The following is an 18,967-nucleotide window of genomic DNA, read 5'->3' on the forward strand; positions in this document are numbered from 1 at the left end:
TGATATTTTTGTTTGAATAAATTGCTAAATAACAGCAACACTGTTTAAATATTTCAAACAATTATTCGGAGAAGTGAGTGGACCGATTTGATTGCATGAGGGTTTTTGTGCGCGTGGTGGAGGCAGGCAGTTTTACAAAGGCGGCCGAAACCTTGGACATAAGTAGAGCCACTGTGACCCAATCAATTCAGCAATTGGAAGCACACCTGCGCATCAAGCTACTGAACCGTACCACCCGCAAAGTGAACGTAACCAAAGATGGTGCAGCCTACTTTGAGCGTGTGGTCAAGTTACTGAATGAACTTGAAGACATCGAACACAACCTGCCTGGTTCTCCTGGTTCTCCCCGTGGCCTGCTCCGTGTGGATGTTCCAAGCCCTTTCGCCAACATCATTTTGGTGCCGGCACTGCCAGATTTCTACGCACGTTTTCCAGACATTCAACTTGAATTGGGAGCCAGTGACAGAAAAGTAGATTTGATTGGCGATAACGTCGATTGTGTAGTCAGAGGTGGAGAAATTACAGATGGTGCTTTGATAGCACGTCACGTTGGTAATTTGCGGTTGGGTGTTTACGCTGCGCCATCTTACTTAAAGCAATTAGGAACACCTTTGCATCCGCAAGAACTAATTGAATCTGACCATAGAATTATCCGTTATCGCTGGGCAAATGAATTGCCATATGGATTGCGTAAAGATGGAGTAGACGCAAGGTTACAAGGACGCTCCATGCTGGAAATAGATGATGGCAACGCCTACCTGACAGCGGGTTTGGCTGGATTAGGCGTGCAGTGGTTGCCTGAGTACATGGCCAAACGACACATCAAAAACGGTGAACTGGTGCGGCTTTTCTCGGACTGGCAGTTCGATTCAATGCCTTTGTACGTGGCTTATTCTCCCAACAGATATGCCAGCAAACAGCTTCGGGTTTTTATCGAGTGGATCACTCATCTGATAGCGCAGCACGCAAGCGCACCACAGTAAACGCACCACCTCTCCAAATGCAATAAAGCGCGATAAGCAGCAGTAGCGCATAAATCATTTCACCATGCTCTGCCGCAAGAAATCCATACTGATAACTGGCAGCTGGAATGTTGATCAATGCATGAATCAGGATAGCTGCCATGAGCCAAACAAGCTGCCTTTTAGCCACAGCCAGAGCTCCGATAAAAGTCAAACCAACTTGTATCACGATGGCAAAAACACGTTCAATCAACAAGAAAATAGCTGTCCACTCCGTAAGGCTTGCCAATTGCTTCTTGATGACATCCTGCGCAGTGGAATCAAGATCCAGTGTCTGAAGTACTTCCGGACTGGAGTAAAAATACAGAAATTGCGCGTGGGCGATCACGCCAAGAAGCACTGCCTCGCACAGGGCATAGCCCAGCGCAAATTTAGCCAACCACGGAAGGTCCAAATTGCTGCGCACGCTTCTAACTTTCAAACAAATGTATTTCCCGGTCTCCTCAAAAAGACCTGCAGTAAGACAAGCCATGACTAGTCCGACCAAAGCCTGCTGGCTACTTACGGACTGCCCAGGTAAAGCAAACCCTGCCGAGCTCAAAAAAACAGGCTCTAACACCCTAGCAAACAACACGAACGCCATGGCACCTAGCCAATAGGGTTTAGATCCGGAAGGCAATCGACGATTGAGCTGAACAATCAGACAAAGACCGACTGCACACAATGTCAACATCGACAACATATTGAGAACGATCACCATTATTCTTCAACCACCGGTAACAAAATTGTGGACAGCTCATAAGCCATTTGATGTGGCTGACCTGAAGGCTTCAGCAGCGGCTTAATTGCCTCTAGCACTTTCTTCTGAAATTCATCCAGTTGATTTGGGGTGGCATAGAAAATCGCTTTGCTGAACCCATGTCGATAACTCTCTTTTTCCTGGTTCGAATCCAGAAACCTGTCAAAGCTGTTCAAAACCCCAGCCAGGTAAAGATTGAAAAGTTTTTTGAGTTCGTCCGAAGATGGGTTTGCTTGGGCTGTTGCACAAGATATGCGATAGGTAACCTCGGTGGCACCGCGCTTCTGATTTTCCTGTTCTACCTCAATCAAACCTGCGTCGAACAATGCTTTGATATGCCGATACAGTGTAGCCGGCGCAATTTCGGGTAGGTCCTTGTGGATTTGCTGAGGAGTCGAAGGCTCCGAGAACAGATACGAGAGGATTTTCATCCGCACAGGATGCAGCGCCACTTCCAGATTGGTCATTGATTTACTTCTGGGGTTACATTATTATCAATAATGATAACAATATGAAATGTTCTCGGCAATCCTCTGAAAATAGACTGGCTCCGCGAATGGGCTTAAACAATGTATATCGGCGAACTCTCAAAAAAGTCTGGTGCATCGCGCAAGGCGATTTATCTTTACGAGCAAATGGGATTAATCCCAAAGCCAACACGCAAAGGCAGCTACCGCGTTTATGCGGACGTGGCTATCCATCAAATTCAAACCATTCGTTGCGCACAAACCCTGGGCTTTAAGCTCAAGGAACTCGTCGAGGCTTTGGCGAGCAACAACAGCGCCCCCCGCTCAAGCATGGCACTGATGCTTGAGCAAATTGAATTGAAACGATCGGCCCTTCATTCGCAAATCGAAACAGCACAGGCTCAACTGCTTTTGTTAAATCAACTAGAACATGAATTGCTTCACTCCCCGGAATTAATGAACTGCGAACTTACTGTTGACTCTTCCCCTAAGGGCAAGCTTTAGACTTTTTGTGATTCAACAAAAAGGAGCTTGTCATGCGCCAACGCATCTTGATTATTCTTGGCCATCCAGCCGAGGCCAGCTTGTGCGGTGCCATCGCCGATGCCTACCAAAGTGGAGCGCAGGCTTCAGGTCAAGATGTTCGCTTGCTCAGCCTTGGCAAGCTGAATTTCGATCCGATACTGCGCAATGGTTACAACACCATTCAAACACTTGAACCTGACTTGCTCGCTGCGCAAGAATCCATTGCGTGGGCCGAGCACCTTGTGTTTGTTTATCCAATTTGGTGGGGTTCCATTCCAGCCATTCTTAAAGGCTTCTTTGATCGAATATTCCTGCCCGGATTTGCATTCAAGTTTAAGAAAGACGCATTGATGGTCGATGGCCTGTTAAAGCAACGAACTGCACACCTGATCGCAACCATGGACACTCCGCCGTGGTACTACCGGCTGGTGTATCGCATGCCCGGGCACAACCAAATGAAACGAACCATTCTTGAGTTTTGTGGCATTAAACCAGTGGAAATTACCAGCTTTGGTCCAGTGAAAAACTCGCAGGCAAGCACACGCGAGAAATGGCTGGCGAGTGCTTACCAATTTGGATTAAACGGCCTTGCCAGATAAGTCGGCAAGCGCTTTTAAACTCAAAGCCCAAGGTCGCTTAACCCTGGATGGTCATTCGGTCGGGGGCCGTGCGGCCATTGAAACAAACGCTCCGATTCCTTGATTGGAATATCGTTGATGCTGGCGTGGCGAACCTTCATAAATCCGTTCGCATCAAATTCCCAGTTCTCGTTGCCGTAGCTTCGAAACCAGCGACCCTCAGTATCGTGCCATTCATAGGCGAATCGAACCGCAATTCGATCATCTGAAAAGGCCCACAATTCCTTGATCAAACGGTAGCCGTTTTCAACTGCCCATTTTCTGGTTAAAAAATCGACGATCGCTGCCCTGCCCTGAAATATCTCGCTGCGGTTGCGCCATTTGGAATCTTCTGTGTAAGCCATGGAGACCGCCTCTGGATTTCTGGAATTCCAGGCGTTTTCTGCCGCCCTGACTTTCTGAATTGCAGATTCCCGATTAAAGGGTGGCAGTGGTGGTTTGGTGTTGGTGCTCATTCATTTCTCCGTAATTGCGCCCTTAGTGGCGCGGTCATTTCGTCGATCTCCGCAAGTGTGAATCGCGGCGTAATGTGCTGCGGGCAGTTCCAATCGAAGGCCTCCACAGAAATAATGAATCCTCTCTCTACAATCGCTTTGTAGCCGGGTGTAACAAGCCGCTCGATCAAATCAGGCTCAGTATCGCGATCAATAAAGCGAACACGACCAAGTAACTTCAGCCGCCGCTGATTGGCATAATCCATCAGGATAAGCGCAACACGGTTGTCGTGACTCAAGTTACCTACACTGACGTATTGAACATTGCCGCGATAGTCCGCGAAACCCAAGGTGCGCTCATCGAGAACTTTCAGGAAACCCGCTGGGCCACCTCGGTGCTGCACGTAAGGCCAGCCGGTTTCGCTCACACTGGCCTGAAAGAAATGATCACGCGATTCAATGAATGTGGTCTCTCTTTCCGTCAATTTGTCACGCCGATTGGCAGACTGATCCATGGCCGCATATCGTTCCCGGCTACCTGCCTGGATTTGTAGTTCGCGCACGCCCTGCGTGAACGCAATTTCTGCAAATGCATTTCCCATCAACGATCTCCTTGAAAATTAGAAACCCGGAAGGATTGGGTGAGATAAGTGTCATCCATTTCCATTTTTATTTGAATAAGTCAAAATAGAACTACTTAATTTCCAATATGGAAATAATTAAATGGACAAGTTTAGAACCCTTGAAATATTTATTGCGGTGGCAGAAACCGAGGGCTTTGCGGCTGGCGCGAGAAAATGCAGGCTTTCAGCACCGGTGGCCACCAAGGCGATTTCTGAATTGGAAGCTTCGCTGGGTGTTCGCTTGCTGAACCGCACCACACGGCAGGTGAGCCTGACTGATGCTGGGCAGCGCTACCTGGTGGATGCACGTCGCATTGTGGAGGAACTCAAGGAAGCTGATGCTTCAGTAATCGGCCTGCATGCCAAACCAATTGGCACATTGAGTGTAACTGCGCCGGCGCTGTTCGGACGTTTGTTTGTAACCCCCGTGATGGTGGCATACCTGAAGCAATATCCACAAATGAAGGCGACACTGCTTTTTCAGGATCGTATTGTGAATTTGGCGGAAGAAGGTATTGACCTGGCCGTGCGGATTGGTCACCTGGCTGATTCGAGTTTGAATGTAATACCGCTGGGACATGTGAAACGGGTCATGGTGGGCTCACCCGATTACTTGAGGCGCCATGGAACACCCAAGCAGCCCAAAGATTTGCAACACCACCAATTGATTGCAGCTGTGCAAATGAATCCGGTGCAGGATTGGCGGTTTGGCAACATCGACAACAGGGTGTCTGTAAGGTTGGAACCCGCACTCATGACCACAACCAATGACGCTGCGATTGAGGCGGCGGTTCTCGGCTTCGGATTGACCCGTGTACTTTCTTACCAAGTGGCCAATGAAATTGAACAAGGCAGACTGAAAGTTTGCTTGAGCAAATTTGAACCCGATCCATTGCCTGTGCAAATCGTGCACCGTGAGGGCCGCACCTCGACTGCGAAAACACGCGCTTTTATTGACCTGGCAAGAGCAATGCTGAGTACTTCGCTTGCAAAGCTCTGAGGGTCAACAAGGCGTCAAGAACCTCTTGACCAAATAGCGTTAACTCATACTCTACTCGGGGCGGTTTTTCGTTGAAAACCTGCTTGTTCAGAAGATGGTAATCGACAAGTCGTTGAAGACTTTGATTCATAACCTTGGTACTCAGCCCGTCGATATTGCGTGTTAGTTGGCCAGGTCTGTTCACGCCTCTGCCTATTTTTTCCAATAAATGTAACGACCACTTGCACGCCAGGCAATCAAGCAACATTTCGCGAAATGCTGAGGTCTCATCAGTCATGGTACTAACCTTTTTTCACACAAACACAAGCCCACTTACCTTAAGGTAAGTACTTGAAGTTATTTAAAGACTCGTCGATTATGCCGCAGACCTGAATCAATTTTTAGTTGGACGATACCGCGATGTTCAAGATGTTTGACGAAATAAATGGACCCGATGGAGCACGAGAAATTCTTGAAAAAACAAAAGCTGAATTCAAGATGATCCCGAATTTGGAGAGAACCATGGCCGGTGCCCCTGCACTACTGGAGGCTTACTCGACCACATGGAATATTTTCAAGACAACAACGCTGAGTGAGGTGGAACAGCAAATCGTGTATCAAACCGCAAACTTTGAGAATGAATGCAACTACTGCGTTCCATGGCACACACTACTGAGTCGGCAAGCAGGGATGAGTCCGAGCGACATTGAAGCACTGCGCGCAGGTGCTCAACTATCCAATCAAAAACATGAACAACTTAGACGCTTTGCGCAGGCTTTGATACGCACCAAGGGCAAAGTAGTGAAGGCAGACTTGGCCGCCTTCTTCGATGTGGGATACACCGAACAAAATGCGCTTGAAGTCATTTTGGGAATAGCCATCAAAACGATGAGCAATTACACCAACTCAATTGCAGGAACGCCACTGGATAAGGAAGTGGAGAAATTGCTTTGGAGAAAACCTTTAATTGGTTAATTACTGGCAAATCTCCAAAATCGAGTACAAGTTTCGAATTTCTTATGAGGATCGGAGTTCGACCTCAAATATTCGTCATCTTGCAGTTGCGCATTGTCCATTTGAGAACATAGCTAGTGGATCGTTATTTTAAAACCCTCGTTGTCTTCTGGCGCCTGAAAATAAGCAGTAATCGCATAAAAGGTTCTCTCGGTGTCAAACTTCGCTCGCTCGGGTTCAAGTTCGCGTCGTTTTGAGAGCTGTTCGATGCAAACGCTGTCAGGTCGGTCGAGATAAACCAATTCATGTGGACAGCCGGCCTCATCAATCACTTCTCGAAACCACTGTCGCTGAGTGCGCGTATTACCGGGAAAGTCCATCACCACATTCACTCCCATTCGCAAGAGGCTGACAACCTGAGACCGCAAGACCGATTTCAAACGCCTTGATAAGCGAACATAGTCATTAAGTGAGTGAATTGAATCTGGGTACAAAGCCGCCAGCCATTGATCTTCAGAAAGCAAAAGCGAATTTGATTGATCCGCCAGTCTGCGCGCCAAAGTTGATTTGCCAGCCCCCATCTTCCCACAGAAAAAAGTCAGTCTTCCTTTGTTTGTCATGACAATGATTCAAGTTTACAAACCCAACATTTCCATAAAAATTGCAGGCTTCTTGTAGCCCATAATTTTTTTGTTCACCTCGGGCTTGGGCCCCATCACCAACACCGCTGGGGTGGCAAACACACCCAGCTTTCTGGCCAATTGCTTTTCAGAATATACGGTGCCGTCGATCCAATTCACGGGTAGGTCGCCACGCACATTGATGGCAATGACATCGAACTTAGCTTCAATCCTCTCGCGGTTGGGTCCTTCTGTAAAATTCTCTTTCAGCAAATACGCGCAGTAGGGGCAATCATCTAGGTGAAAGAAAATGAGCAGCTTCTTTCCTCGGGTTTGCGCGTCTTGAATGTCCACTGGAATTTAAAGAAATGTTTGCTTGAACCAGCCCGGCAATTCGTAATGCAAGGGCTTAGGTTCTATGTCGCGAGCAGTCGCACTGAAGGTAAAAACGGTGCAAAGCGCAAACAACAAAAAACGACAAACCGACAGGCTACAAAAAGTTTTCATCGCGATGATTGGCTCCGCTTAACCACCACAACTGGCCTTAACCCACTTGCTCTTGAGGGTTTGCTGAATCTTGCGTTGCTGACCGCCTTCAGTCATTTTGGCGTCGATCTTGGTTTCATATTGGGTGGGCGACAGAAAGTTGACAATCGCAGTGCCTTGCGTATCGGGGCATTTGAATTCGACCTTCATGGATTTAGCGCTTCGGCTCACTACCTTGTTTTTACAATCGCCATCGTCCTGTACGGGCACATCATTGGCTTTGGCTTGCTCAGGAGTGATACAAAACCGAACCGAACCAGCTTTGGCGCCCATGGATACGCCCATTTGCGCCATCATGGCCTCCATTTGCTTGCGCTGGGCCGGAGGCATGCTTTCCATTTGTTTCATGGCCGCCTGTGCTTCGGGGTCCATGCCCTGAGAATCAAACTCCATCTCCCACAAACCAGGTTTTACTTCTGCGGCTACAGCGAACTGCGCCGGCAAAACAAGCAAAAAAGCACTGATCCACTTCTTCATGAGACCACCTTCCGCGCCAGTAAAACCTCAGTGTAAAACGAGGTTTTACTGAACGGGAGCAAGTTCTGCAAGAATTTGGGGCCAAATGCTGTTGCATCGCTCTCTGAAAATATCAATGTGCCCCACTTTGCTAAGCTCGAACGCTTCAGGCCTGATTTCAAGCCGTTTTTTGCTGGCCTTGGTGAACAGGCGCATGATGTCTTCTACATTGGGCAGGGTTGCAATTTCATCATCGCTGGCATGCACAAAGGTAATCGGCGATTTGAACTGTTCAAACCAGTGTTGTTGCACACCTTCACCAAATTCATTTTCTATATAGCCAGGGCTGGAACACCACTTGGCCCATTGCAGGCCAACCCCCTTGGGTAAATTTTCACCCCAACCAAAACGCTTGGCTGGCACATACCCCAACAAAGCAGAACTAATCGGGATCACCCATCGCAGCATGAACTTGGCACCATTGCGCTTGTCCTTGCGAATGTTTTTCACATGTCCGGAAGAAGCCGCCACGGCCAACACACCACGTACTTTGGCATGGTTGTGCATCAAGCCAAACAACTGCCCACCTGCACTGTGCCCGACGAGGTATGCGCTACCCTGCCCAGTTAGTTCAAGCAGAAAATCCAGAGCCGCAGGCATGTCATACAAGCCCCAATCCTGCTTTTTCACCTCGCAATGCTTGACATGCGACTCCTGCAAAGATTTCCCTATGCCTCGATAATCAAACACCAACACAGAAAATCCCTGTTCGGCCAGCCAGCGCGAAAAGGGAAAATAAAACTTTTGAATGATTCCCGTGGCGGGACAAATCAAGACTGGCTTGTTGTGCGTGCCATTAACCGCTGGAAAAAACGTGCCGGCCAGTGGCTGACCCGCGGCTGGAATACTCACTTCAAACGATTGACTCATGGGCTCACCTTTTTGAATTTTTGGACAACAGGGGCATGGCGATTGGCCGCATCGGGGAGCCATCAGCGCCCTTCAGTTTCAGCGACGCGCCGATAAACGCAAACTCGTACACCTTGTCACTTGCGAGTGCTTCCAGATCAAGCAACTCCAGAATAAAAGCACCCTGTTGCGCCAACAAATAGGTGTGTACCGGCACGTAATTGCCAGCCACCTCGGAAGGAAATGCCTCGAAGCTCAAGTTGTCAGCCCCCAAGACCATGGCCCCGCCCTCTTCCACCAAAAACCGGGCGGCATCCATGCCCAAACCAGGCGGGTTGCTCATGTACTGCTCGGCCTTCTCGTACAATTTCATGCGCCCAGTACGAATCAGCACCACATCACCTTCTTGAAGGTGTGTGCCTTGCGCTTTCAAGGCTGCCTGCAAGTCTTCCCGGGTGACTCGATAACCTTCTGGCAGCATATCCACACCTCTGGCCGCAGCCACATCCAGAAGCACGCCGCGTGCAACAATTGGGGGAATGGTCTCTGCGCCGGTTTTCAGCCAACCACGGTCACCCAAATGTTTATTCGCCTCAAAGTGGTTCCAGATCTTGCCATTCAAACCAAAGTGATTAAGTGCATCGATGTGGGTGCCCGTGTGTGAATACATTGAGAACGCCGTTCCTGTGTAACTCACATGATCATTCTGATCACTGCCGACAGACAAAGGGTCGTCCACCCGGGTGCCATTTGGTGTGTGGGTCATCCAGATTTGATAGCGAGGGTCCCCTGCCGCATGCCAGCCGGGCATACCAATGAAGTAGTCCACAGACAAATCATAAACTTTGCTTGCATCAACCTGGGCCATGACCTCTTGCTGAGATTGCGCTGTCATCAGGTTAAGGCGACCAATTTCATCAGTCGGCCCCCACGGGCTGGTACCAACCACAGGGCGCGTGCCTTCCACCTTTGGTAAAGCCATGTGTTGATGCCCACCCCCCGCTTGCACTGCACCCATCATCAACGCAAAGCCACTGAACATTAAAAACCTCTTCATGCTGTACCACCTACTGATTTACTGTTGGATACCCAATACACCCCTACGGCGATCAGTGCCGCACCAGCCCAAACCCAGAGCGAGGGTGTTTCATTGAAAAACAAAATGCCGATCAACAGGGAACACAGCGCAATCACATATCCCAACTGCCCCACAAACACGGGCGTTGTGCGGCGCTGCAATTCAAAGCTGATCAAATAGAAAAAGCCCGACACCACAGCGATGCTCATCACAGTGAACAGCGCTTGTGTGGGCAAACCCACGGGTTGAGTCACTGCGTAGACCGGGAGGAGCAGCGCCCACTGGGAGGTGAGTAAACCGGCAGCCATTTGAAGTGGCTTTCCGTTGGCGGGCCATGCCCGTGTTCTGTAAACATTTCCAATTGCGAGCAACAAGGGGGACGCGCAGGCCAGCAATACCCAGATGAACATCTCGGGGCTGGGCAAACTGTTTTTGGGCAACAAAATGGCAAGTACTCCTGCAAACCCTAACACCAGCCCGAGGCCGCTGGTGAAATTTGCTTTACCACGGAAAAGTACCAATACAATTGCGAAGGTGAGTAAGGGTGAAAGCGAAGCCACCACACCGACCAGGCCAGAGGGAATGTAATTCAGCACCCAATAAGTAATCAGGTACGGACCAGTAAAGCCCATCAAACCCGCCAGGGTGTAGTACCGAACATGGTCCTTCCGCAACTTCGGCAATTGGCCAGCCCACCATGCGCTGGGCAATACAATCAATACGCTTCCTGAAATTTGCCAGAAAAGAAGCTCGATGCCTTCCACACCCGCTTGAGTGGCCAACTTGCCCAAGGCATAGGTCAGGGAGATTAAAAGGCCGCAGGCCAGCAACAACAACACGTTCATTCGTACACAACCTTTCAGGCAATCTGCCTTGACATTCACCTAGGCAGTGTATTTGCAATCGCAAAATTGATAATCTAGGCAATCAGCAACTTATTGTTTCCTGTGGAGCAACAATCGTGAATGAACTGGTCGACCTGCGTGTGTTTGTAGAGGTGGCGAAACGGCTCAGTTTCACGGATGCCGCTACAAACCTCGGAATCAACAAATCCGCGGCCAGCAAGGCGGTTTCCAGAACGGAAGAACGGCTTGGAGTGAAACTGATTCAACGCTCAACCCGCAAACTCAGCCTGACCGAGGAAGGACAGAAACTGTTTGAAAAGGCCAATGGTGCATTGTCGAGTATTGCGGAGGCTGAGCAGGAAATCACCCACAATCAGCAACAGCTCAAAGGAAAGCTGCGCATTGCTGCGCCAATGTCGTACGGCTTGACCACCTTGATCAAAAAAATTCCGGAGTTCATGAACAAGCATCCGAAACTCACGGTTGAGCTTCATCTTGAAGACAAAATATCCGAAATCATCGGGGAAGGTTTTGATATTGCAATACGAATTGCAGAGCTGAAAGACTCGGGCTTGGTGGCCCGAAAGCTGGGGGATATTCAGCACGTCACCGTGGCTGCCAGCACCTACCTGAAACAGTATGGTATGCCCAATCATCCGGCTGACCTGAGTGCGCACAAATGCTTGATCTACACCTACCGCAGCACCCCGAAACAATGGGTTTATTTTGATACGCAAGGCGAGGAACACAGCGTGAGCGTGACAGGCTCATTCGAGTCCAACAATAGCTTGGCCATTCGGGAATGCTTGCTTAAAGGGTCAGGGATCGCACTGATCCCCGCTTTTATAGTTCAAGAAGACATTCAGGCAGGGCGACTTGATGTAATACTTCAAGACTACAGTGGTTTTACGCGGAATTTATATGCGGTTATTCCGGACAGAAAACACATCAATTCCAAGGCACGGGCCTTTATTGATTTTCTCAAAGAGAAAGGCTGAATCTCCAACGAGAATCAGCCTTCCCTTACCAATTGAATAACAGATTCAAAAGAGCTTAAGGTTTGTTGGCGTTGCGGCGCTGCTCTGGAGTCTGGTTCATTAGCTCCTTCAAAACCTGTTCACGCGACTTGCTCATTCCCTTGCCGGTCATAATGAAAATCATACTTCCGTCAGCAGAACTCTTCTCAACATAACCCTTTTGAATTGCAGAAAGGTACATAGAGTAAACCTCGTCTTTGCTCAAGCGCATGCTGGGCGGCAGTGAATTCAACATCGTCGAATCATTGGCTTGATTGGATTGCGCGGTGGTTACGGCGGGGATAATTGCAGCGCTGGCTGCAACCAATGAAACTATCAGGGCAAATCTTTTCATCATTAACCTCAAAAGAATGTAATAAGTTCAATTACCAGAGCACTTCGTACTGCCACTTCAAATTTATTGGCGGCTCATTCTCAAGAGGTCAAAGCAAAAAAACTGACCAAACCTAGAAATCGAGAGAATCCAGCTTATGGTGGGCTGGGCAATCGTGTTCGGGACAAACTTCGTCATCACACAAGCGACATACACTTACCGCATCCATTTCGCTGTTCACCGAGTCTTCAATCAACAAAGACAATATCTTTTCCAATTGCTTTTGATGCGTGGCCGACAGCTTTGAAACAATCGGCTTCAAGGTCCCCAAACGGGTATCCAGCACATCGCGCAAATGTTTTTTCCCAGACACGGTGAGTTCGAGGTTGACAACCCGTTTGTCCTCACCTGCCAGCCTGGAAACCCAACCGGACAACTCCATTTTTTCGGTTAAGCGAACCATGGCTGAATGGGACAAACACAGACCTTTCGCAAGCTGCCCAATCGAACACACCCCGAACATTCCAATCACATTCAATGCCGCACTAGCCGTGCTGTTGGCGTTGGGATGAACTTTCAATTCTTCTTCAAGCCGGTTATTTACCAGCCCGGCCACTGCTCCCAGCAAGTTGGCTGTTTTCAATGTTTTTGGAGAACTATTTATATGCATAATACACATATCTCAAGGAAAAACAACATGGTGTTCCCCACACATCATATGAAATCGTTTCCAGCATATTCACGGTGTGGGCCCATCAACCTGATGGTTGATATTTAACGGTAACAAGCGCGTCATGTTACCGCGTGGCTGGCAGATGGGGAACAGGGATATACAGCAGCGCCGAGCAGGCAATTGAGTGGTATTAGCAGTCGAGACCACCAAAACTGTATGAAACGGCCTCGGTGTCAAGCCGATCAAGTACATCATCCCAATCAAGATTTTTTACTTCGCCAGACCAATCTACCCGAAGGAATCGAGCGCAGCTCAACACACTCGAGGCCTCGGCCATGGCCAATTGATGCGCACTTGAACGAATAAATGCTGATTTGCTGTTTTCAGACTCCCACAGAGTGAGGGTCCACGCCTGATTACCGAACAACTGCCGACGCACTGAATATGCCAACAAACCAGGCTGCCCTTGAAGTGATTTCACAACCGCCTCACTGCGTGAATAAAAGGGCCCAGACTTACCCTCTTTTACAAATGCATGAGTTACGACCAACTTCGCGTTTTGGGCTATGGCCGCTTTTCCCTGGGGATAAACAAAAGGCGTTGAAATTGAAAATGCGGTGAGTGCAAGACCGGCCGCTGCCAAAGAAGTAACTTGAAGCAATCGGTTCAGCTTTAGCATGAAACGCACCCTGAATGTTGACAGTGTCAACAAAGAATATTCCTCAATGTAGACACTGTCAACAAATTCTGATTTATGATGTGCGCATGACAGAAGACGACCTGAAATCCCGTTGTTTGGCAAAAGCCTTTGACGAACTTGACAGTGGCCGCATCAGTGAGCTGAGCCTGCGTGCGATTGCGCGCGATTTGGACGTGTCGCATCAAGCACCTTACCGCCACTTCAAGAGTAAAGACGACTTGCTCACCGCCCTGAGTTGCGAGTGCTTCAAGCATTTCTCAGAACATTTGAATGCAAGGACTCGGGGGGAAAATGAATGGGAGGGGCTCAGGCTGATGGGATTGGCCTACATTCGATATGCGGTTAGCTATCCCCACCGTTATCGCCTGATGTTCAACGAACATCACAATGGGTTTGCCCTGACTGGCGAAGCCTTGAAACAGGCACAGCATTCCTTTTTGCTGTTGCGCGATCAACTCGGTTTGATTGCAAAACTAAACCAGAGCGCTCAGCACATTGACCCGCAGGCCGATGCGATGTTTATTTGGTCAAGCCTGCATGGTTTGGTGTCGCTGCTTGAAAACCCCCTGACCGACAAATTGCCAGTCAGGGAATCGGTTCTGAAAAACCTGGTAGACCATGTACTGGATCGAATCGGGACTGGTATTCAGCCCCGATCCGACGCTTAAAAAATCCCGTCAATCGCATCAACAACAATGGCGGTGCCCACTGCAATCAACAACAGATCGGTGCCCAGTTGCACATATTTGTGGTTCAAGGGCGGCGCTGGCAGGCGAATGCGCAATTCATTGGGAATGTCGTAATAGCGAACGTCGCTGCCCAGGGCGCGGCCCTTTTGCCACTGCTTGGCCTGGCCCGGGGGCTGGCAACCATTGCCCTTTTTGGCCAGGCCGGGTGGGCACTTGCCTTTGGCAACCTGGCCACCGTAGTAGTCACGCACTATCCGGGTTTCAGCGCCACCAAAGTTAAACGACACTGACACACCGCCCTGCCCAGAGTCACGACCCCCGTCAACACGGTTGCCTTTCTCGTTACCACCGCCTTTGCGGTTTTCCTTTTGCCCGCGTTGCTCGCTTTGTTCCTTATTCTTTCCCTGGTTGCCATTCCCTTTTTCAGGTTTCTCGGCGTAAGCACTGCCGCTGGCGATCAACAATGCGGTAGATGCGACAGTCAAAGTGCGTAGTATCGATTTAATTGACATGGGTGACCTATAATTGGTTGTAACGCATTAGTAGTACCACCACGATGAACAACAAGCAATCCTTACTCGCTACTTTGCAACAAAGCCGCGAGCGTGTTCTTGAATTGCTCAACAGCTTAAGTGCTCAGCAAACCAAAGTGCCCTATTTACCGGGCATTAACCCGCCTATTTGGGAAGTTGGGCACGCCGCTTTTTTCTTCGAGCGATTCATTCTGCAAAACCTGGACAAAGTCCCCTCGTACAACCCGGCACTCGACGACATTTGGGACTCGTTTGAACTGGCCCACGAGGACCGCTGGCAAGAAGGGCTTTTCCCAGACAAACCCGACACCCTGCGCTACTTTGACGACACCTTCAACAAGGTGAAACAGCGAATTGAAACCAAGGCGCTGACCGACAGCGACCTTTACCTGTACAAGTACGCCATTTTTCACCTGAACATGCACATTGAGTCGATGGTGTGGGCGCGCCAAAGCCTGGGCTATGCGCCGCCGCCTTACGCATTTGAAAATGCGGGCAAGAGAAACACGCAACCAATCGACCAGAACGATGTTGAAGTGCCTGCGGGCCGCTACAAAATTGGTATGCCGCCTGAGTCGGCACATTTCGCGACAGAAGATTTCTGCTTCGACAATGAAAAGCCAGAATTCATCGTTGACATGAAAGCCTTCAAAATTTCGAAAACCCTGGTCAGCAATGCCGAGTTTCTGGCTTTCATTCAGGCAGGTGGGTATGAAAATGACCAACTTTGGAGCATGGCAGGCCTGAAGTGGCGTAACAGCTCTGGCGCAAGGCACCCCCTATTCTGGAAAAAAGAAAACAGCATTTGGCTGGAACGCCACTTTGATCAATGGCTGCCTGTTCAGGCCGAACTGCCCGTGAAACACGTGAGTTATTGGGAGGCACAAGCCTACTGCAAGTTTGCCGGGCGACGCTTACCTTCCGAGTTTGAATGGGAAGTGGCTGCCTTGGGCAATCGAGAACAAGGCACCTTCAACAAGTTTCCATGGGGCAACACCATGGAAAGCGACCGGGTGGACATGGACAGCACGCACCTTGCGAGGCTGCCAGTAAGCGCCCTGCCCGAAGGCGACAGCCCGTTTGGATGCCGGCAAATGATCGGTACCGTGTGGGAGTGGACCGACAGTCTGTTCTTCCCCTACAACGGATTCAAAGTAGACATGTATCCCTTCATGTCCACCTTGCAATTCGGAGACCACAAAGTGGTTCGGGGTGGCTCTTGCGCAACTTCGTCCATACTCATTCGCGGCACCTACCGCCAAGCCTATACACCCGATCGAAACGATGTTTTCGTCGGCTTCAGAACCTGTGCCCAATAAGGCCTTATGACCAATCCTTACGAAACCGACGAGCTTTTAAACCAGTACCTGGCCTTTCACTACGGCATCGACTATTTTGATGTTCCGAATTACCCGGTGCGCTGCGCCCAGCTGTGCCTGGAATTCATGGGCAATCGACCACGCCGCAAGGCGCTCGACCTGGGCTGCGCCGTGGGCAGAAGTACTTTTGAGCTTGCCTTGGGATTCGACACTGCTGTCGGTGTTGATCTATCCGCCCGTTTTATCGATGCGGCCGAAGCGCTTCAACAAGGCAATACCCTGAATTACTTTCTGCATGACGAAGGCGATTTGGGCAGAGCCATGCAAGTGTCGCTTGCCAATTTCAATTACAGCGATTGCAGCCAGCGTGTGGAATTTGCGCAAGGCGATGCTTGCAAACTTGGTGAAGAACACACGGGTTACGACCTGATATTTGCTGGCAACCTGATTGACCGGGTGAACAACCCCACCGAATTCCTGAACGACATGCCCAAGCGCATTGTGCCCGGCGGCTTGTTGGTTATCAGCTCACCCTACACGCTGTTGGCTGAATACACCCCCAAGGAAAACTGGATTGGTGGAATTGAAGAACATGGCAAACCAAAAACCATGCTCGAGGGAATGCAAGCCGTGCTTGCACCCCATTTCAAGCGGGTTCGCGACCCTATGAATGTTCCATTCGTCATTCGGGAAACTGCCCGCAAATACCAGCACAGCATTGCTGAAATGACCGTGTGGGAAAGAAAGGGCAGCTAAGCCAACGGAATCAGCGTGACGGGTACACCATTCACTGCGGCGTTTCCGCTGGGCTCGTCAAGCCATTGCTCATCGGTCAAATCGTTGCAACTCACGCCTGCATGGGCAGCAGCCACTTGCAAACGTACCCCCGATTTGTCGTGGCCCCAACCGTGCGGAATGCTCACCACGCTGGGCATTACATCGTTTGAAATTTCTACAGGCAATGTAATTTCACCCACTCGGCTGCGCACACGCACGTTGTAGCCGTCTTGCAAATTCAAACGCGCAGCATCCGCAGGGTTGACCATGGCGGTGCATCGGTTCTTGCCTTTGACCAGGCGCTCGGAGTTGTGCATCCAGGAATTGTTGCTGCGAATGTGGCGCCTGCCAATCAGCATCATCTCTGCGCCTGTCTGCTTGTCGGCATTCAGTAAATCAGCCACATAATTTGCCGCTGCCTGCAGCACCTGCACAGGTGCCAACTGAATTTTTTTATCAGCTGTTTGCAAACGGTTAGGGAAACTTGGGCGCAATGGCCCCAAGTCAATGCCCTCAGGGTGCTGCTTTAATTTCTCCAAACTCAACTTGTGCTCACTGGCCATGCCATAAGGCCCCATTTGCAAACCCATGTCGAGAATCATTTGTGGTGGCATGGAAGGCCGTGCAGGCTTACCAATTTTGGTGCCGTAGCAGGCCGCCAGCCTGTCCATCAGTTCCCAGTCGTCCAGGCTGCCTTCCGGTTTGGGCAGGGTGGCCGCACTGTATTTGGCCTGGTTGCGCACGCCAAATATATTGAAAATCAAATCGTAGTGATCATGTTCCAGAGGCGATGTCGTGGGCAAAATAACATCGGCATGGCGATTCGTTTCGTTGATGTACAGGTCAACTGACACCATGAACTCAAGCCCGGTCAAAGCCTTGTCAAGCTGCTGGCCGTTGGGTGTGGACAATACCGGGTTGCCTGCAATGGTGACCATGGCCTTGATCTGCCCTTCACCTTCGGTTTGAATTTCTTCGGCCATGATGGCACTGGGAAACTCGCCCAAGGCCTCGGGCTTTTGGCTGACCCGGCTGTGCCAGCGGCCATAACTGCCCGGCTTGCTGTTGGGTGCGGCAATCAGGTCAAGTGCGGGGTTGGCCACCAGGCTTCCACCCACACGGTCGGTGTTGCCTGTCACAAAGTTCAGCAACTGAATACCCCACTGCGCCAAGGTGCCATGGCGCTGCGTGCAAGCACCCATGCGGCCATACGCAACCGCCTTTCCCGCGTTTGCAAAATCACGGGCAATTTGGCGAATGGTGTCAGCCTCAATACCGCATTCGGCCTGCGCCACTTCAGGTGTTACTTTTGAAATCGCACCCAACGCCGCATACAAACCCTCACTGTGGTGGGCCAGGCGATCCATTCGAGTCAAGCCTTCGCCAACGATCGTGTTGATCAACGCAAATACAAACGCAGCATCGCTGGCGGGCTTGATGAAATGGTGCGCATCAGCCACTTCCGCTGTTTCGGTCTTCCGAGGATCAATCACAATCAACTTTCCGCCACGCGCCTGCAAAGCATTGATTCGCTTGGCCACATCGGGCACGGTCATCAAGCTGCCGTTCGAAGCGATCGGGTTGGCACCCAGCATGAGGAAATAATTGGTGTGGTCAATGTCGGGAATCGTAATCAGCAATTGGTGCCCAAACATCCAGTAACCCAACAGTTGCATGGGCAACTGATCAACCGATGTGGCTGAAAAACGGTTGCGTGTTTTCAGCAAACCCAGGAAATTGGCGCTGTGGGTCATCAAACCCCAGTTGTGCACATTCGGGTTTCCCTGGTAAACACCCACGGCGTTGGCACCATATTTTTGCTGCACCTGAAACAAGCCCTCGCAGGCCAATTCAATGGCGTCGTCCCAGGTGGTTTCTACCCATTGCCCATTCACTTTTTTAACCGGGTGCTTTAAACGGTCGGGGTCTTCCTGAATGTCCTTCAGTGCCACTGCCTTGGGGCAAATGTGCCCGCGGCTAAAGGGATCTTGCTCATCGCCCTTGATTGAAACAATCTGATTGTTGTCTACCTCGATTTTCAGGCCACAAATGGCTTCACACAAATGGCAGGCGCGGCGATGGGTTTGCAAG

25 protein-coding genes are annotated in these 18,967 nt (G+C 50.1%); 9 read left to right on the forward strand and 16 right to left on the reverse strand.

Features of this window, described 5'->3' with window-relative positions:
- Positions 1 to 77 precede the first annotated feature (77 nt).
- Positions 78 to 983, forward strand: coding sequence for a LysR family transcriptional regulator (locus HKT17_RS09750; protein WP_171099669.1), 906 nt, complete (start codon positions 78 to 80; stop codon positions 981 to 983).
- Here HKT17_RS09750 and HKT17_RS09755 read toward each other — a convergent pair.
- Both HKT17_RS09755 and HKT17_RS09760 read right to left on the reverse strand, forming a co-directional pair.
- Positions 943 to 1,722 carry a YhfC family glutamic-type intramembrane protease gene (locus tag HKT17_RS09755; RefSeq protein ID WP_171099672.1) on the reverse strand — a complete coding sequence of 260 codons (780 nt, stop codon included), beginning with the start codon at positions 1,720 to 1,722 and terminating at the stop codon, positions 943 to 945. The genes HKT17_RS09750 and HKT17_RS09755 overlap by 41 nt on opposite strands.
- A complete protein-coding gene (locus HKT17_RS09760; protein WP_171099674.1) occupies positions 1,722 to 2,228 on the reverse strand; it encodes a helix-turn-helix domain-containing protein in 507 nt (168 codons plus the stop codon). The genes HKT17_RS09755 and HKT17_RS09760 overlap by 1 nt, the downstream gene beginning before the upstream one ends.
- A 102-nt stretch (positions 2,229 to 2,330) precedes the next feature.
- Here HKT17_RS09760 and HKT17_RS09765 point away from each other — a divergent pair, with 102 nt between their 5' ends.
- Positions 2,331 to 2,732 (forward strand): MerR family transcriptional regulator, encoded by a 402-nt coding sequence (locus HKT17_RS09765; RefSeq protein ID WP_171099675.1) that lies wholly within the window; start codon positions 2,331 to 2,333, stop codon positions 2,730 to 2,732.
- 32 nt (positions 2,733 to 2,764) lie between these two features.
- A complete protein-coding gene (locus HKT17_RS09770; RefSeq protein ID WP_171099677.1) occupies positions 2,765 to 3,352 on the forward strand; it encodes an NAD(P)H-dependent oxidoreductase in 588 nt (195 codons plus the stop codon).
- Positions 3,353 to 3,372: 20 nt separating this feature from the next.
- Here the strand turns inward: HKT17_RS09770 and HKT17_RS09775 are convergent, their stop codons facing one another.
- Positions 3,373 to 3,846: a nuclear transport factor 2 family protein gene (locus tag HKT17_RS09775; protein WP_171099679.1), complete on the reverse strand. Its 474-nt coding sequence runs from the start codon at positions 3,844 to 3,846 to the stop codon at positions 3,373 to 3,375.
- Positions 3,843 to 4,427 carry a pyridoxamine 5'-phosphate oxidase family protein gene (locus HKT17_RS09780; RefSeq protein WP_171099681.1) on the reverse strand — a complete coding sequence of 195 codons (585 nt, stop codon included), beginning with the start codon at positions 4,425 to 4,427 and terminating at the stop codon, positions 3,843 to 3,845. The genes HKT17_RS09775 and HKT17_RS09780 overlap by 4 nt, the downstream gene beginning before the upstream one ends.
- A 121-nt stretch (positions 4,428 to 4,548) precedes the next feature.
- Here HKT17_RS09780 and HKT17_RS09785 point away from each other — a divergent pair, with 121 nt between their 5' ends.
- The gene (locus HKT17_RS09785) at positions 4,549 to 5,448 is read left to right on the forward strand and encodes a LysR family transcriptional regulator (protein ID WP_171099683.1); all 900 of its coding nucleotides are present in this window, start codon (positions 4,549 to 4,551) and stop codon (positions 5,446 to 5,448) included.
- On the opposite strand, the gene HKT17_RS15755 is transcribed toward HKT17_RS09785, so the two are convergent.
- Positions 5,399 to 5,725 (reverse strand): winged helix-turn-helix transcriptional regulator, encoded by a 327-nt coding sequence (locus HKT17_RS15755; protein ID WP_171099686.1) that lies wholly within the window; start codon positions 5,723 to 5,725, stop codon positions 5,399 to 5,401. The two genes, HKT17_RS09785 and HKT17_RS15755, sit on opposite strands and share 50 nt — an antisense overlap.
- Positions 5,726 to 5,856: 131 nt before the next feature.
- On the opposite strand from HKT17_RS15755, the gene HKT17_RS09795 reads away from it, so the two are divergent.
- Entirely contained in the window at positions 5,857 to 6,402 is a 546-nt protein-coding gene (locus tag HKT17_RS09795) for a carboxymuconolactone decarboxylase family protein (RefSeq protein ID WP_240965763.1), read from the forward strand.
- Positions 6,403 to 6,515: 113 nt separating this feature from the next.
- Here the strand turns inward: HKT17_RS09795 and HKT17_RS09800 are convergent, their stop codons facing one another.
- The 6 genes from HKT17_RS09800 to HKT17_RS09825 all read right to left on the reverse strand — a co-directional run bounded on the left by HKT17_RS09800 (position 6,516) and on the right by HKT17_RS09825 (position 10,835).
- Positions 6,516 to 7,001 (reverse strand): P-loop nucleotide/nucleoside kinase family protein, encoded by a 486-nt coding sequence (locus tag HKT17_RS09800; RefSeq protein ID WP_171099691.1) that lies wholly within the window; start codon positions 6,999 to 7,001, stop codon positions 6,516 to 6,518.
- Positions 7,002 to 7,016: 15 nt separating this feature from the next.
- Positions 7,017 to 7,355 carry a thioredoxin family protein gene (locus tag HKT17_RS09805; protein WP_171099693.1) on the reverse strand — a complete coding sequence of 113 codons (339 nt, stop codon included), beginning with the start codon at positions 7,353 to 7,355 and terminating at the stop codon, positions 7,017 to 7,019.
- 171 nt (positions 7,356 to 7,526) lie between these two features.
- Positions 7,527 to 8,024 carry a DUF3617 domain-containing protein gene (locus HKT17_RS09810; protein ID WP_171099695.1) on the reverse strand — a complete coding sequence of 166 codons (498 nt, stop codon included), beginning with the start codon at positions 8,022 to 8,024 and terminating at the stop codon, positions 7,527 to 7,529.
- Positions 8,025 to 8,069: 45 nt separating this feature from the next.
- Positions 8,070 to 8,933, reverse strand: a complete 864-nt coding sequence (locus HKT17_RS09815; RefSeq protein ID WP_171099697.1) for an alpha/beta hydrolase family protein — start codon at positions 8,931 to 8,933, stop codon at positions 8,070 to 8,072.
- A gap of 4 nt (positions 8,934 to 8,937) precedes the next feature.
- Entirely contained in the window at positions 8,938 to 9,969 is a 1,032-nt protein-coding gene (locus HKT17_RS09820; RefSeq protein WP_205882408.1) for a cyclase family protein, read from the reverse strand.
- On the reverse strand, positions 9,966 to 10,835 hold the full coding sequence (locus tag HKT17_RS09825) for a DMT family transporter (protein ID WP_171099699.1): 870 nt from the start codon (positions 10,833 to 10,835) through the stop codon (positions 9,966 to 9,968). Before HKT17_RS09825 ends, HKT17_RS09820 begins: the two co-directional genes overlap by 4 nt.
- A gap of 116 nt (positions 10,836 to 10,951) precedes the next feature.
- On the opposite strand from HKT17_RS09825, the gene HKT17_RS09830 reads away from it, so the two are divergent.
- Positions 10,952 to 11,833: a LysR family transcriptional regulator gene (locus HKT17_RS09830; protein ID WP_171099701.1), complete on the forward strand. Its 882-nt coding sequence runs from the start codon at positions 10,952 to 10,954 to the stop codon at positions 11,831 to 11,833.
- A gap of 55 nt (positions 11,834 to 11,888) precedes the next feature.
- Here the strand turns inward: HKT17_RS09830 and HKT17_RS09835 are convergent, their stop codons facing one another.
- The 3 genes from HKT17_RS09835 to HKT17_RS09845 all read right to left on the reverse strand — a co-directional run bounded on the left by HKT17_RS09835 (position 11,889) and on the right by HKT17_RS09845 (position 13,570).
- The gene (locus HKT17_RS09835; protein ID WP_205882409.1) at positions 11,889 to 12,209 is read right to left on the reverse strand and encodes a hypothetical protein; all 321 of its coding nucleotides are present in this window, start codon (positions 12,207 to 12,209) and stop codon (positions 11,889 to 11,891) included.
- A 109-nt stretch (positions 12,210 to 12,318) separates the two neighbouring features.
- Entirely contained in the window at positions 12,319 to 12,828 is a 510-nt protein-coding gene (locus HKT17_RS09840) for a MarR family winged helix-turn-helix transcriptional regulator (RefSeq protein ID WP_205882410.1), read from the reverse strand.
- Between the two features lie 220 nt (positions 12,829 to 13,048).
- On the reverse strand, positions 13,049 to 13,570 hold the full coding sequence (locus tag HKT17_RS09845; protein WP_171099706.1) for a hypothetical protein: 522 nt from the start codon (positions 13,568 to 13,570) through the stop codon (positions 13,049 to 13,051).
- Positions 13,571 to 13,623: 53 nt separating this feature from the next.
- On the opposite strand from HKT17_RS09845, the gene HKT17_RS09850 reads away from it, so the two are divergent.
- Positions 13,624 to 14,226, forward strand: a complete 603-nt coding sequence (locus HKT17_RS09850; RefSeq protein ID WP_171099708.1) for a TetR/AcrR family transcriptional regulator — start codon at positions 13,624 to 13,626, stop codon at positions 14,224 to 14,226.
- Here the strand turns inward: HKT17_RS09850 and HKT17_RS09855 are convergent.
- Entirely contained in the window at positions 14,223 to 14,759 is a 537-nt protein-coding gene (locus HKT17_RS09855) for an RcnB family protein (RefSeq protein WP_171099710.1), read from the reverse strand. The genes HKT17_RS09850 and HKT17_RS09855 overlap by 4 nt on opposite strands.
- Before the next feature lie 44 nt (positions 14,760 to 14,803).
- On the opposite strand from HKT17_RS09855, the gene senA reads away from it, so the two are divergent.
- Both senA and HKT17_RS09865 read left to right on the forward strand, forming a co-directional pair.
- Entirely contained in the window at positions 14,804 to 16,099 is a 1,296-nt protein-coding gene (senA, locus tag HKT17_RS09860) for a selenoneine synthase SenA (protein WP_171099713.1), read from the forward strand.
- A 6-nt stretch (positions 16,100 to 16,105) separates the two neighbouring features.
- Entirely contained in the window at positions 16,106 to 16,855 is a 750-nt protein-coding gene (locus HKT17_RS09865) for a putative 4-mercaptohistidine N1-methyltransferase (protein WP_171099715.1), read from the forward strand.
- Here HKT17_RS09865 and HKT17_RS09870 read toward each other — a convergent pair.
- Complete coding sequence (locus HKT17_RS09870) at positions 16,852 to 18,966, reverse strand: molybdopterin oxidoreductase family protein (RefSeq protein WP_171099717.1); 2,115 nt, start codon at positions 18,964 to 18,966, stop codon at positions 16,852 to 16,854. The two genes, HKT17_RS09865 and HKT17_RS09870, sit on opposite strands and share 4 nt — an antisense overlap.
- Position 18,967 lies beyond the last annotated feature (1 nt).

It is taken from the genome of Limnobacter sp. SAORIC-580 (genome assembly GCF_013004065.1).
Classification (GTDB): Bacteria; Pseudomonadota; Gammaproteobacteria; order Burkholderiales; family Burkholderiaceae_B; genus Limnobacter; species Limnobacter profundi.